Source organism: Brachybacterium tyrofermentans (assembly GCF_039526165.1).
In the GTDB taxonomy this organism is placed as follows: Bacteria; Actinomycetota; Actinomycetes; order Actinomycetales; family Dermabacteraceae; genus Brachybacterium; species Brachybacterium tyrofermentans.
Map to the genome: position 1 here is coordinate 41,745 of NZ_BAAAIR010000047.1, position 12,375 is coordinate 54,119.

The window sequence follows — 12,375 nt, forward strand, 5'->3', positions numbered from 1 at the left end:
CGGTGGATCGGCGACCGGCACGGACGGTGCCGGGGGCGGGTCAGCGGCGGAAGGCGGCGGTCAGCTGCCGGGTGATCGGTTCTGCCCGGGTGGTGGCGAGCAGCAGGGCACCGTGCAGCGCATCCCCGTCGCCGAGGCTCAGCTCGGCGCCGGCGGTGTCCTCGCGCAGGCTCCGGGCGACAGCGTCGCGGAAGAGGTCATCGGCGAAGAGCCCGCCCACGGCGACCACGGGCAGGGTGGCCAGCTGCGGATCGCCCAGGCGCCGGCCGGCGGCGAGCACCGTGGCGACCAGTTCGTCGGCCACCTCGGTGACCACGGCGAGAGCCGCTGCATCGGGTTCCTGCAACTCTCCGGTCCCGCCCGGGTCGTCGATCTCGTCGATCTCGTCGGTCTCTGCGGCGCGGTCGGACCCGTCGGCCCCGTCGGCCCCGTGGGCTCCGCCGGGCCCGTCCGAGCCGTGCGTGCCGGCCGCGGCGTGCAGCACCTTGGGGGCCAGGGCGGCGACGCACTGGATCGGGGTGCTCGAGGAATAGAGGTCGTGGAGGGCCAGCTCCGGATCCTCCCCCAGCAGCAGCCTGGTCAGCGCCGTGGGAGGGGCGAGGTCGTCGAGAGCGGAGAAGGCCGCACGGATCCCGGCGCGCGCCAGGGCGTACCCGCTGCCGCGATCTCCGCCCACATGCCCCCAGCCGTCCAGCAGCACGGGAGCGTGGTCCGCGTCGACCGCGAGCACCACCGAGCCGGTACCGGCCTGGACGAGCACCCCCGGGCGAGGCCCGAGCACCCCCAGATAGGCGGCGACCACGTCGTTCTCCAGCAGCACCTCACAGCCCAGCTGTTCCGCGAGCGCGTCACGGAGCCGGGACTCGTACGGTCCGATGCTGCGCACCCCGGTCGCGGCCAGCACGAGCGTGCGATACGGGGCGTGACCGAGGCGGTCCAGGATGCCCGTGACCCTCTCGACCACGGTGTTCTGCGCGCCGGGCGCATGCGGATGGGGCAGCCCGCCGGGCTCGTCATGGTGCGCCAGCAGGCGATCGCCGGCGAAAACGGCCGCGCGCAGGGTCGACTTGCCCGCATCGATGACGGCGATGCGGTCGCTGGTGATGGGCTGCTGCGGCGGGGCTCCGACCATGCTTCGGAGCGTAATGCGGGGGTGGGGGCGGGGCCAGAGTTTCCAGACCACTGGATCGGAAAGTCGGTGCGCTCCTGCGGGAATGCCCGGTCATGAGCAGACCACGGCGCACCAGCCATTGCAGTGCACGGACCGGTGGTCCAGGATCTGAGGAGAACGGGACGGGGAACGAGGAGGTGCCCTATGCGACCCGCGCGAATCGCCCACGAGGTGCGCGACGCCATCGAGGCGCGCTACATCGCCGGGAGCGAGCCCTCCGCCGTCCTCCCCTCCGAACGCCGGCTCGCCGCCGAGCTCGGGGTCGCCCGGGCCACCGTGCGCGCCGCCCTGGCCATGCTCCGCGAGCAGCAGCAGATCCGTTCCACGGCGGGCGGGCCCGCGATGGTCATCGATCCCCGGCTGACCAAGGCCCCGCAGCTGACCTCCTTCACCCAGGACGCCCAAGCGCGCGGATGGCGCCCCTCGAGCCAGGTGCTCGAGGCCGAGGAGGAAACCGCCGACGTCACCGTCGCGCGGGACCTCGGGATCCCGCCGGGCAACGCCGTGTGGCGCCTGCGCAGGCTGCGTCTGGCCGACGCCAGCCCGATGGCGCTCGAGGAAGTGTGGCTGCCTCAGGAGCTGTTCCCCGGACTGCTGTCCGAAGATCTCCGCGGGTCCCTCTACGAGCTGCTCGAGACCCGCTACGGCAGCATCGTCTCCCGCCATGACCGGCGGATCTCCGCCATCACGGTCGATGCGCAGCACGCCGAGCTGCTCGAGATGCCCGTCGGCGCCGCCGCGCTGTTCGCCACGCAGATCGGCTTCGACCGCCGCGGCAGGAGGCTCGAGCTGGGGCGCTCCGTGTATCGCGGGGACAGGTTCGACTTCACCACCGTCACCTTCTCGATGCGTCGGCCCGGGACGAGGCCGGAGACAGGATCCGAGGACCGGGCGGAGGGACTGCTGTCCCCCAGCCGTGACGGCCCGGGCAGGCGACCACCACAGACCACAGGACGAGCAACGAGAGAGGCACGGTCATGAGGAGACGGACAGTACTGGCAGGACTCGCCCTGGGAGGGCTCACCGCGACGGCGGCGGGGTGCAGCAGCGGTGGCTCCGGCAGCGGCGGCTCCGGCGGTGGAGGGGGCGACATCGACATCTCGGACACCGAGATGGAGGCGTCCATCGAGTTCGCGGCCTGGGAATCGGATTTCGACTGGGAGTCCGTGATCGCCGGATTCAACGAGAAGTACCCCAACATCACGGTGGAGGTCACCAAGAGCCCGTTCAAGGAGTTCTTCACCCGCCTGCAGACCCAGGCCTCCGGTGACAACCTGCCCGACGCCTTCATGATGAACGGCCCCAACTTCCAGCTGTACGCGAGCCACGACATCCTCGTGCCGTTCGATGCCGCCGTGGACTCCGGGGACCTCGACTTCGGGAACTATCCCGAGGCCATGGCCGATCTGTACACCTACGAGGGCACTCCCTACGGCGTCCCCACCTCCTACGACTCCATCGGGCTCTGGTACAACACGGAGCTGTTCGAGAAGGCCGGTGTGGACGTCCCCACCGATGACTGGACCTGGGACGACCTGCACGAGGCGTCGAAGAGCATCAGCGAGGCGCTCGCCGACGACGGGGTCTACGGCTTCGCCGGCGGCGCCTACAACCAGGAGCTCTTCTACAACCTGATCTTCCAGGCCGGGGGCGAGGTGCTCAACGAGGACTCCACCAAGGCGCAGTACTCCAGCGACGGCAGCCGCGCCGCCCTGCAGTTCCTGCGCGACATGGTCGAGGACGGCTCCTCGCCCTCCATCCAGACCACCGCCGACACCTCGCCGGACGAGCTGTTCAAGAGCGGCAAGGCCGCGATGGTCTACGGCGGCAGCTTCCGCGTGGCCGGCTATGTCGACTCCGCCGTGGGCGAGAGCATCCAGGTGGTCCAGCTGCCCATCGGGGAGCAGCGCGGCGTGGTCCTGCACGGCGGCGCGGTCGTGGCCAACGCGGCGAGCGAGAACGCCTCGGCGGCGGCCGCGTTCGCCGTCTACCACGGCTCTCAGGAGGGCCAGGAGATCATCGGTGAGTCCGGGGCTTCGATCCCTGCCTTCCAAGGCACCGAGCAGGCCTATATCGACGCCCACCCCGAGTACGACCTGGACGTCTTCCCGAAATCCGCGGCGGAGTACGGCTTCCCGTACCCGGTCTCCGCGAACACCCAGGCGTGGCTGGTGGTCGAGAGCGACATGGTCCCCAAGATCCTCGCCGGTGACCTGAGCGTGGAGGAGGGGACGACCCAGCTGGACGAGAAGATCGACGCGCTGCTGGCCGAGGAGGAGGCGTGACCCAGGCGGCCGCGGAACGGCCCTCGAGCGGGCCGGCCGCTGGGCGCCGCGGGCGCGGGACGAGCGGGCCGACGGGGCGCGGTGGGACGGGGCGTGGTGGGACGGGGCGTGGTGGGACGGGCCCCGGCAGATCCCGTCGCGCCCCCAACCCCGACGGCGCCTGGCCCTGGTTGTTCGTGCTGCCCACGCTGATCGGGCTGGCGATCTTCTACTTCTGGCCCGTGATCCAGACCGCGTACTACTCGTTCACCAGCTGGGGCGTGTTCGGCGGCGCGGAGTTCGTGGGGCTGGAGAACTGGGTCGATCTGCTGCAGTCCGGTGAGGTGCCGCGCGCGCTGATCAACACCCTGGCGTACACCGCGATGCTGCTGCTGGGCATCCCGATCTCGATCTACGTCGCGAGCCTCCTGAACCGCCCCGGGCTGCGGTTCGCGGCCTTCTATCGGGTCCTGTACTTCGCGCCCTTCGTGTCGATGCCGGCAGCGATCGCCCTGGTGTGGGGCATGATCTTCAACAGCCAGTACGGGATCCTCAACCAGTTCCTGGGCATCTTCGGCATCCCCGCCGTGTTCTGGACCTCGACGGAATGGGTGGCGCTGATCGCCATCGGGATCGTGGGGATCTGGTCCTCGCTGGGGTTCAACATCATCATCCTCGGCGCGGGCCTGCGGAGCATCTCCCCGGAGATGTACGAGGCGGCGCGGATCGACGGCGCCTCGAACTGGCGCCAGCTGATCTCCATCACGGTGCCGCTGCTGAGCCCCAGCATCTTCTTCCTCACCGTGCTCAGCGTGATCCACGGGATGGAGCTGTTCGACCTGATCTTCATCATGATCGGGGAGTCCAACCCGATCCGCAGCGACACCCAGTCGATGGTGTCCCTGTTCTACCGCCAGGCGTTCATCAGCAACGACAAGGGCACCGGCGCCGCGATCGCGATCCTGCTGATGCTGATCATCGGGGTGCTCACCGCGGTGCAGTTCGCCGTGCAGAGACGGAGGGCCCGCCTTGACTGACATGACGATGTCCCCGCAGGGCAGCGGGGATCCGATGAATACACCCACGGAGAGTTCGACGAACAGGCCGACGAATCGGCCGACGAATCGGCCGACGAAGAAGTCCGCGCCGGGCGGCCCTCGCGGCAGCAACGTCTGGGCGCACGTGGTGCTGTCCATCGGCGGGTTCATCATGGTGTTCCCGTTCCTCTGGCAGGTGGTCATGTCCCTCTCGAGCACCGCAGAGGTGACCTCGGTGCCGCCGACGTTCTGGCCCAGCGAGCTGCGGTTCGACAACTACGTCGAGGTGTTCCGGCAGGTCCCGTTCCTCGAGCAGTTCTGGGTCTCGGTGCGGGTCACCGTCACGACCGTGGTGGGCCAGGTGGTGCTGTGCAGCCTGGCCGGCTACGCCTTCGCGCGGATGCGCTTCGCGGCCAGCGCCACGATCTTCGCCGTGATGCTCTCGATCCTCATGATCCCCAACCAGGCGTACCTGATCCCGCAGTACCAGATCGTCCAGAACCTGGGCTGGCTCGATACCGTGCCCGGCATCGTGGTGCCCACGATCTTCAGCGCCTTCGGCACGTTCCTCATGCGGCAGTTCTTCGTGAACCTTCCCGACGAGCTGGAGGAAGCCGCCCGGCTGGACGGGGCGAACCCCTTCCAGATCTTCTGGAAGGTGATGCTCCCGCTGGCCCGCCCATCGATCAGCGCCCTGGCGATCGTCACCGTGCTCGCCGCCTGGAACAACCTGCTGTGGCCGCTGGTGGTGACCAGCCGCGCGGAGCACCGCACGCTCTCCGTCGGCATTGCGTCGTTGAACGGGCAGTACGTGATCGACTATCCCGTGATGATGGCCGCCTCGCTCATGGCGATGGCGCCGATCCTGATCCTGTTCATCCTCATGCAGCGCCGCGTGATCGAGGGCCTCGCGTTCTCGGGGTTGAAGGGGTGAGGGCGCACGCTCGCGGTGGGCGACGCTCAGTCGTCGATGGACCGAGTGCGTAGGGTTCTTAGGCGGCTTTTTCTGATCTGGATAAAGCTGCCTAAGTTCCCTAAGAGAACGTCGCGTCGTCCGCAATGTGCAGGTAGATCGAGCCGCGGCACGTCCGCGTCGATCTCGATGTGCGCGGCCTTGGCGGACCACCTCGGCGTTGGCGCTCTCGATATGATTCAGCTCGACACGGCCCGTGTCGCCCCCGGTCGCTCCGTGCCAGCGGTTCCCAGCGGCGACCGCAGCCTGAGATCCCCCGTCCCTCCACACGACATGTCGTAGGTCTTCGCCAGATCTGCGCATCGTTGGAGAGGGTCTGTGAGGAGGGACGTTCCACTCGGCATGCCCAGGTCAGGACGCCATACAGTGTGGTTCCGGCACGGTGGTGCCCAGCAGCGGCGAGCGTCATCGCGTTCGTCGCCCGGCGCCCCCGGAGCCGCCCGGTTGCCGATGATCCGGCCGTTCGTGAGGAGCTCATCATGACGTCTGCCCCACCCTCGCAGTCGCCGCACTCAGAGTCCCTGCCCTCGGATGCTGCGCCCTCGGAGGTTCTGCGCGCGCCGGAGCTGGCCCGTCGCCCTGTGCGGCGCGAACGGGTCGTGGTCGTCCTCGCGGTGGTGCTCGTCGCGCTGATCGTCTGCGGCTGGATCCCCGGAGTGGCGGGAACGATCGGTGCTGTCCTGCTTCCGTGGCTGGCGATCCCGCTCGTGCTCTGCCTGATCCTCGCGGTGTGGTCGGCTCGCCGCAGCATCGTCGTGCTCCTGGTGCCGACACTCCTCTGGGCCGCCGCGATGGTCCCCGCGATGCCGGGTGTCGGCTCCGATGCACAGGGCGACCCGATGGTCGTCGTCGCCCAGAACGTCAGGGCCGAATCCGGGACCGCCGCGGACTCCGCCCGGGCCGCGGTCGATGAGGGCGCGGGCGTCATCGCTCTCACGGAGCTCGATGCCGACAGCCGGGCGGCGGCGCAGTCGGTCCTCGATGCCGACTACCCCTACCGGTACGAGGTCGGGACGGAGGGGATCTGGAGCCGGTACCCGCTCGGCGCGGGCGAACCGCTCTCGCTGGGGCTGGGGTGGAAGCGCGCGGCGCGCGTGACCGTCCAGGCTCCTGCCGGGGACGTCTCCCTGTACCTGGTGCACGCGGCCTCCGTGCGTCTCGGCAAGCAGGAGGGGCGCGACGAGATGCTCTCCCAGGTCGCCGACGTGATCGCCGCAGATCGCTCGGAGCGGGTCCTGGTGGTCGGCGACTTCAACGCCGCCTCCACGGATCCCGCGCTGCGACCGCTGCGCGCTGCCGCGGACTGGGTGCGTCCCACCGGCATCTCGCCGGGATTCACCTGGCCCGCGAGCGCCCCCGTCGCCCGGATTGACCACGTCTTCACCCGGGGTCTCGACGTCGCCTCCTCGACCTCGTTCCGCGCCGGGAGCAGCGACCATCTCGCGACGAGAACGGTCCTCGCCGCAGGGGCGTGAGGCACTATCCGGGTGTCAGTGCCCGCCGCTACTCTTCGCTGAGTGCAGGTCACAGACCCAGCGATCCCTGCTGAACAGGTCGTTCATCGAAGTCAAGGAGTCAGTTATGGACACGTCGGTTGCTGCGATCACCTCGTGGACCTTCCTTGAGGAGTGCCCGGTCCCAGGAGATGTCACGCCGCTGCTCGTCCCGGAGGAGCGCGCGATCGCGGCGTAGAAGACGTTCCGCGATTCTGCCGTCTTCACGACGAAGAGGCTGATCGTCAGGGACGCCCAGGGGCTCCGGGGAAAGAAGGTGGAGATCTACTCCCTGCCGTACTCGGCGATCAACATGTGGTCCTCGGAGAACGCCGGCACCCTGGACCTGAATGCGGAGATCGAGCTCTGGACGCGAGCCGGCCATATCAAGATCAATGTCGGCAAGCACATCGATGTGCGTCGCCTCGACCTGCTGATCGCAAACGCAGTGCTGCGCTCCTCCTGAGCATTTCCAGCTGGGTATCGGGGGTACACGGGGCACTACTTCACATCCCGGGAGGCGGCAGTGACACTCGGAGGTGTACGAGCACCTCGTGACGCACCACCATGGGATGCGCGGCAGCGGGAAATCAGCGCCGCACGACGGGCCGCGCACCGCTGCGAGTCACCCCGCAGGTGTCAGCGGAGCCGAGCGAGCACGCCGTCGAACAGCGCGGGCGTCACCTGGTCCACGAACTGCAGCACGCGGGAGGAGTCCACAGCGGTCGTGAGGGCGGGGAAGTCGGAGCCGGAGACGTCGGATCCGGTGACGACGCTCCCGGCGAGGAAGACCACGACCAGTCCGATCACGAGCCCGAGAGCGCCGCCGAGGAGGCGGTCGATGATCCCCAGGTGCAGGCGATCGGCCCCGCGCCGCACCGCGTGACCGATCCGTCCGCCGATGCCGCTGCCCACGACGAGCAGCGCGATGAGCGTGCCGATCACCGCCACGAGGCGCCACGGAGGATCGATGGCGTCGGAGACGAAGGGCATGGCCCATATGGCCGCGCACGCCCCGGCGGCGAGACCCGCCAGCGCCCCCAGGGTTGCGGCGAACCCCGACCTCAGGCCGGAGGCCGTGGTGCCCAGCAGGATCAGCGCGATCACCACGTCGACGATCCAGCCCATGATCCACCTCCCTCATCCATGCTCACGTCATGCAGTGCCGGCATCCTGCCACGGCGAGCCTGGACGGCCGGTGGGCGGCCAGCCGGCGCCCTCGCCGCCGTCCGACGCGTCGTGGCGGACGCTCCGGGTCTCCGCGCGGAACTGCCGCGGCGGCCTCCCCATGAGCCGGCTGAACGTGCGACCGAAGTTCGACAGGTCGTGGAAGCCGCTGCTCCGGGCGATGGCGGCGATCGGCTCGTCGGTCGCCTGGAGCAGGCTGAGGGCGTAGCGGATGCGCAGGCGCGCGATGTATTCGCTCGAGGGGAGTCCGACGACCTTCGTGAAGCGGGAGGAGAAGTAGGTGCGCTCGAGCTGGGCGCGCTGCGCGAGCGAGGCCAGGGTGTGCGGCTCGCGGTAATGCCGGTCGAGCCAGTCGCGCACGGCGATCACACGGTCGTCCGACGGGTGGGTCCACGTGGTCGCCTTGATGAGCCCGCGGTCGATCACGGCGTGTGCGCAGGTGGCGAGCAGCGCGGTGCGCAGCGAGGACAGCAGGTCGAGGCTCCGCGGATGCTCCGTCTCCTGCACGAGCAGATCGAGCAGCGGTGCGATCGTGTCCGACGGTGCCAGTTCGACCTGTGCGAGGTCGGTGGTGACCACCTGCGGGGCCGAGGGCAGGGGGAGGAAGGCCGCCAGGGCCTCGTCGTGCGGGGGCTGCAGGTTCGGCAGCGGGTGGAGATCGGGGTCGAGGAAGACGTTCACAACCTCGAGCCCGTTGTCGTCGGTGACGAGGCTGTGGGTCTGCCCGGGTGCCGTGACCGAGACCGACGGGGAGACGATCTTCTGCGTCGTGGCCCCCATGAGGTGGTGCCCCTGCCCGGAGAGCACGAAGGTCAGGAGCAGGACGTCGAGGTGGTGGGGGTCGAGGACGGGGTTGATGAACCGCGGATACCTCTCCGCGGCGACGCCGGCGAGCCGTAGCGTCGGGAAGCGGTCATGGAGTCGCACGGCGGGGTCGGGGCTCGGCATGTCGGCTGGTGCCTCGATTCGCGGTGGTGGCGACGTGGGGATCGATGGAGCAACATCCTCAGCGAGATGCCCAAGATACTCCGTGTTCTGCGACCGTTGGCGGCATATCGTGGTTCCTCCGAGATACCCGGACGGGGAGGCAGGCCATGATGCAGATCGATGTCGACCGAGCAGTGTGTGTCGGGGCGGGGCAGTGCGCGCTCACCGCACCGGACGTCTTCGACCAGGATGACGACGGCCTCGTCGTGCTCCTGGATCCGAACGCGGCAGAGGATCCGGAGTCCGAGGGCGGCACCGCGGTGCGCGATGCCGAGGCCCTGTGTCCGTCCCGCGCCATCAGGGTCACGGGCTGACCCATGTCCCGGAGACACCAAGCGACCCAGGAGACCCCACGATGACCGCATGCCCCCTGGGCCACGGGGCGCGCGTGCTCCCCGCGGACTCGATGCCGACGCAGCCGTCGGCGCTGTTCGCGCGGTGGCGGGACGCCGACGCGCTCGTGCCGCTGGACTTCCGGGACGGGCATGAAGGCCTGCTCGTCACCCGGTACGACGAGGCGAAGGAGGTGCTGTCCGATCGGCGCTTCAGCCAGCAGCCCCAGCGCATGCCCCGCAGCGACGCCCAGCTCGACGACGGGTTCCCCGGCGGCCCGCTGGACGATGCCGGCGCGCTCGCCGTGGCCAGCACGAACATCCTCGGACTCGACGGTGAGGAGCACCGGCGGCTGCGTAAGGCTGTCACGGGACGCTTCTCCGTGCGGGCAGGGCGGACGCACCGGCCGCGCATCGCGGAGATCGTGGCCGAGGAGCTGGAGAACCTGATCGCCGCCGGCCCCGTCGCGGATCTGCTCGAGCATTTCGCCGAGCCGATCTCGATCCGGGTCCACGCGCTCGTGCTCGGGGTGAGCGACGATCTGGTGGACCGCTACGCGCAGTGCTTCGTCCACGGCGCCCCGCCCCAGGACCGGCACGACCTGCTGCGGGAGGCGATCGAGGTGCGGCGAGCGGATCCGGGGGAGGACGTGATCAGCGACCTGCTCGCGAACGACGACCTCTCCGCCGCCGAGGTCGAGGGGCTGCTGCACATGCTGAGCATGTCCGGTCGGGACACGGTCGCCTTCATGATCTCGACCGGCACGGTCGCGCTCCTGGACAGTGCCGAGCAGTACCGGACCCTCGTCGCGGACCCCGATCTCGTGCCAGGGGCCGTCGAGGAGATCGTGCGCTTCTGCACGATGTTCCTCACCGTGTTCCCCCGCACCGCCACCGAGGACGTGGAGATCGCGGATCGCACCATCGCGGCCGGGACGACCGTCTCGGTCTCGACGGTCTCCGCGAACCGCGACGAGCGACGGTTCGAGGACCCGGACGCCTTCGACGTGCGTCGCGATGCTCGGGGGCACGTCGCCTTCGGGCACGGCCCGCACGGCTGCATCGGGCAGCAGGTCGCCCGGGTCGAGCTCGACGAAGCCTTCCGGGCCCTCGTCACGCGCCTTCCGGGCCTGCAGCTGGTCTCGACCGGGCAGCACGAACCCAGCCCGCTGGCGAATCCTGTCGCCACCTACGCGGCCAGACCGGTCCTGGTCACGGGGTGGGAGCGCTGAGAGCTCCCTGACGTCGCCGCCGGGTGCGAGTCGGAACTATTCGGCCTGGAAGCGCAGCAGTCTGATGCTCATGGGTGGTGAGCTCCCTCCCGTGCGTTGGCCGCAGGTCCCGTCACAGCAACGGTCGCACGCTCCGATACCCGTAGGCGACCTGCGAGGTCGGGGTGTCGAAGATCTGCGTCGAGCGTCCGGGCTCGGTGTACTGCTCCCATCCCGGATCGCCGCCGGCGATGAAGGCGACGGCTGCGGCGTGGACGTCGTCGGCGAGCTCCTGCGGAGGATTCGGGCCGGTGAGCGCATCCATGCCGATGGGCGAGCCCAGGCAGTCGAAGAAGAACGGCACGTCGAGGCAGTGCTGGGCGAAGCCGAACACCCCCGACGGCCACGAGAACCGGTACACCCAGGTCGGAGCCTCGCTGCGTGCTGCAGCTGAGACCCCGCGGTCCATGGCGGCCTGCGCAGCGTCGGCCGCGACGCGCTGGCCGTCCTAGCGGGCAGAGACCGTGCGCAGCAGCGCCGTGCGGAACATGCGGTCGGTGAGGAAGCGTCCGCCGATACGGGCGGTGCCGCGGGAGGCGACCTCGGCGTTCGCGGCGAGGTAGGGCTTCATCGTCTGCTTCGGCATCCCCAGCTTGCGCAGCAGGAACGACTTCGGGATCATGCGCATCTTTCTCGCGTTCTGGGCGAAGACCATCGAGAACTCGTCGTCGGTCGTGCCGAGCACCAGCGGTTTGTCGGCGCCGACGCCAGCGGCGAGCGACTCGTCCGTCGGCCGGAGGATGAGCTCGCCGTCGATGGTCGGGCCGAGCGGCAGGCCGTGCTCGAGCAGGCTCGGGAGCGTCGCCGGGGTCATCGCGGTCGCCTCCTTCTCCGCCTCATGGATCCGCTCCTCGCTGAGCGTGCTGAACCCGACGCGGGTCGGCTCGACGCCGAGGACTGCGGCGAGCTCCCGTCCGAACGTCTCGCTGCGCTCGTGTGTGACGTCCGTGGTCACACCCGAGATCGAGCAGACGCTGTGGAAGAGATGCTGGGCCGCGTTCATGCCGAGCAGCGTCTGCACGGCGCCGCCGCCGGCGGACTGCCCGGCGAGGGTGACGCGGTCCGGATCGCCGCCGAACGCGATGATGTTCTCGCGCACCCACTCCAGCGCCAGCAGCCAGTCGCGCACCCCGCGGTTCGAGGGCGCATCCTCGATCCAGCCGAAGCCGTCGAACCCGAGCCGGTACGAGACGGTCACGACGACCACCCCGTCGCGGGTGAAGGCGCGGCCGTCGTACCAGGGGCTCGCCGCGGACCCGGAGACGAAGCCGCCGCCATGGATCCACACCAGCACCGGCAGCGCGGGGCTCTCCTCCCCGGCGTCGGGGGAGGGCGTGAACACGTTGAGGTTCAGGGTCGCGTCGCCCGGGATGCTCGGCTCGGGGATCAGCGTGATGCCGGGATCGCCGCGCTGCGGAGTGGGCCCGTGCTCGAGCGCGTCGAGCACCCCGGCCCATGGAGCCTTCGGCACCGGGGCGGCGAACCGCAGCTCGCCGACGGGCGCCTCGGCGAACGGGATGCCGAGGAACGCGGCGGACGCGCCCGCCGCGCCGGGCTCCCCTCGCCATGCGCCACGCACGCGGCCGGCTGCCACGTCGACCTCGACGAATGCCCCGTTGCCCGTCATGGATGCCTCCTGATGCTCTGGGTGGTCAGCGC

12 protein-coding genes and 1 pseudogene are annotated in these 12,375 nt (G+C 69.8%); 8 read left to right on the forward strand and 5 right to left on the reverse strand.

The annotated features are described in order from the left end of the window. Positions 1-40 precede the first annotated feature (40 nt). Complete coding sequence (locus tag ABD093_RS16040) at positions 41-1,132, reverse strand: N-acetylglucosamine kinase (protein ID WP_343925776.1); 1,092 nt, start codon at positions 1,130-1,132, stop codon at positions 41-43. Between the two features lie 183 nt (positions 1,133-1,315). On the opposite strand from ABD093_RS16040, the gene ABD093_RS16045 reads away from it, so the two are divergent. From ABD093_RS16045 to ABD093_RS16070, 6 genes and pseudogenes are all read left to right on the forward strand, one after another. Then, positions 1,316-2,152 carry a GntR family transcriptional regulator gene (locus tag ABD093_RS16045; protein WP_343925778.1) on the forward strand — a complete coding sequence of 279 codons (837 nt, stop codon included), beginning with the start codon at positions 1,316-1,318 and terminating at the stop codon, positions 2,150-2,152. After that, entirely contained in the window at positions 2,149-3,456 is a 1,308-nt protein-coding gene (locus ABD093_RS16050; protein WP_343925780.1) for an ABC transporter substrate-binding protein, read from the forward strand. The genes ABD093_RS16045 and ABD093_RS16050 overlap by 4 nt, the downstream gene beginning before the upstream one ends. A gap of 176 nt (positions 3,457-3,632) precedes the next feature. Further along, positions 3,633-4,472 (forward strand): carbohydrate ABC transporter permease, encoded by an 840-nt coding sequence (locus ABD093_RS16055; protein ID WP_343925782.1) that lies wholly within the window; start codon positions 3,633-3,635, stop codon positions 4,470-4,472. Between the two features lies 1 nt (position 4,473). Next, complete coding sequence (locus tag ABD093_RS16060; RefSeq protein WP_343925812.1) at positions 4,474-5,406, forward strand: carbohydrate ABC transporter permease; 933 nt, start codon at positions 4,474-4,476, stop codon at positions 5,404-5,406. A gap of 518 nt (positions 5,407-5,924) precedes the next feature. Beyond that, entirely contained in the window at positions 5,925-6,920 is a 996-nt protein-coding gene (locus ABD093_RS16065; protein WP_193119190.1) for an endonuclease/exonuclease/phosphatase family protein, read from the forward strand. Between the two features lie 106 nt (positions 6,921-7,026). Continuing rightward, positions 7,027-7,404, forward strand: a pseudogene (locus ABD093_RS16070) (PH domain-containing protein). Between the two features lie 173 nt (positions 7,405-7,577). On the opposite strand, the gene ABD093_RS16075 reads toward ABD093_RS16070, so the two are convergent. Then, complete coding sequence (locus ABD093_RS16075) at positions 7,578-8,066, reverse strand: CvpA family protein (RefSeq protein WP_343925784.1); 489 nt, start codon at positions 8,064-8,066, stop codon at positions 7,578-7,580. A gap of 27 nt (positions 8,067-8,093) precedes the next feature. After that, positions 8,094-9,074, reverse strand: coding sequence for a helix-turn-helix domain-containing protein (locus ABD093_RS16080; RefSeq protein WP_343925786.1), 981 nt, complete (start codon positions 9,072-9,074; stop codon positions 8,094-8,096). Positions 9,075-9,220: 146 nt separating this feature from the next. Here ABD093_RS16080 and ABD093_RS16085 point away from each other — a divergent pair, with 146 nt between their 5' ends. Together ABD093_RS16085 and ABD093_RS16090 are read left to right on the forward strand one after the other, a co-directional pair. After that, entirely contained in the window at positions 9,221-9,427 is a 207-nt protein-coding gene (locus ABD093_RS16085; RefSeq protein WP_226850929.1) for a ferredoxin, read from the forward strand. Between the two features lie 41 nt (positions 9,428-9,468). Continuing rightward, a complete protein-coding gene (locus ABD093_RS16090) occupies positions 9,469-10,677 on the forward strand; it encodes a cytochrome P450 (RefSeq protein WP_193119187.1) in 1,209 nt (402 codons plus the stop codon). Between the two features lie 112 nt (positions 10,678-10,789). On the opposite strand, the gene ABD093_RS16095 is transcribed toward ABD093_RS16090, so the two are convergent. Both ABD093_RS16095 and ABD093_RS16100 read right to left on the reverse strand, forming a co-directional pair. Then, the gene (locus ABD093_RS16095; protein ID WP_343925789.1) at positions 10,790-11,125 is read right to left on the reverse strand and encodes a carboxylesterase/lipase family protein; all 336 of its coding nucleotides are present in this window, start codon (positions 11,123-11,125) and stop codon (positions 10,790-10,792) included. A gap of 39 nt (positions 11,126-11,164) precedes the next feature. Continuing rightward, complete coding sequence (locus ABD093_RS16100) at positions 11,165-12,343, reverse strand: carboxylesterase family protein (RefSeq protein ID WP_343925791.1); 1,179 nt, start codon at positions 12,341-12,343, stop codon at positions 11,165-11,167. Positions 12,344-12,375 lie beyond the last annotated feature (32 nt).

What these genes read in the sequence shown, in the direction of transcription:
- ABD093_RS16040 (WP_343925776.1), bottom strand. Translation starts at nt 1,132, where the DNA reads ATGGTCGGAGCCCCGCCGCAGCAGCCCATCACCAGCGACCGCATCGCC.
- ABD093_RS16045 (WP_343925778.1), top strand. Translation starts at nt 1,316, where the DNA reads ATGCGACCCGCGCGAATCGCCCACGAGGTGCGCGACGCCATCGAGGCG.
- ABD093_RS16050 (WP_343925780.1), top strand. Translation starts at nt 2,149, where the DNA reads ATGAGGAGACGGACAGTACTGGCAGGACTCGCCCTGGGAGGGCTCACC.
- ABD093_RS16060 (WP_343925812.1), top strand. Translation starts at nt 4,474, where the DNA reads ATGACGATGTCCCCGCAGGGCAGCGGGGATCCGATGAATACACCCACG.
- ABD093_RS16065 (WP_193119190.1), top strand. Translation starts at nt 5,925, where the DNA reads ATGACGTCTGCCCCACCCTCGCAGTCGCCGCACTCAGAGTCCCTGCCC.
- ABD093_RS16075 (WP_343925784.1), bottom strand. Translation starts at nt 8,066, where the DNA reads ATGGGCTGGATCGTCGACGTGGTGATCGCGCTGATCCTGCTGGGCACC.
- ABD093_RS16080 (WP_343925786.1), bottom strand. Translation starts at nt 9,074, where the DNA reads ATGCCGAGCCCCGACCCCGCCGTGCGACTCCATGACCGCTTCCCGACG.
- ABD093_RS16085 (WP_226850929.1), top strand. Translation starts at nt 9,221, where the DNA reads ATGATGCAGATCGATGTCGACCGAGCAGTGTGTGTCGGGGCGGGGCAG.
- ABD093_RS16090 (WP_193119187.1), top strand. Translation starts at nt 9,469, where the DNA reads ATGACCGCATGCCCCCTGGGCCACGGGGCGCGCGTGCTCCCCGCGGAC.
- ABD093_RS16095 (WP_343925789.1), bottom strand. Translation starts at nt 11,125, where the DNA reads ATGGACCGCGGGGTCTCAGCTGCAGCACGCAGCGAGGCTCCGACCTGG.
- ABD093_RS16100 (WP_343925791.1), bottom strand. Translation starts at nt 12,343, where the DNA reads ATGACGGGCAACGGGGCATTCGTCGAGGTCGACGTGGCAGCCGGCCGC.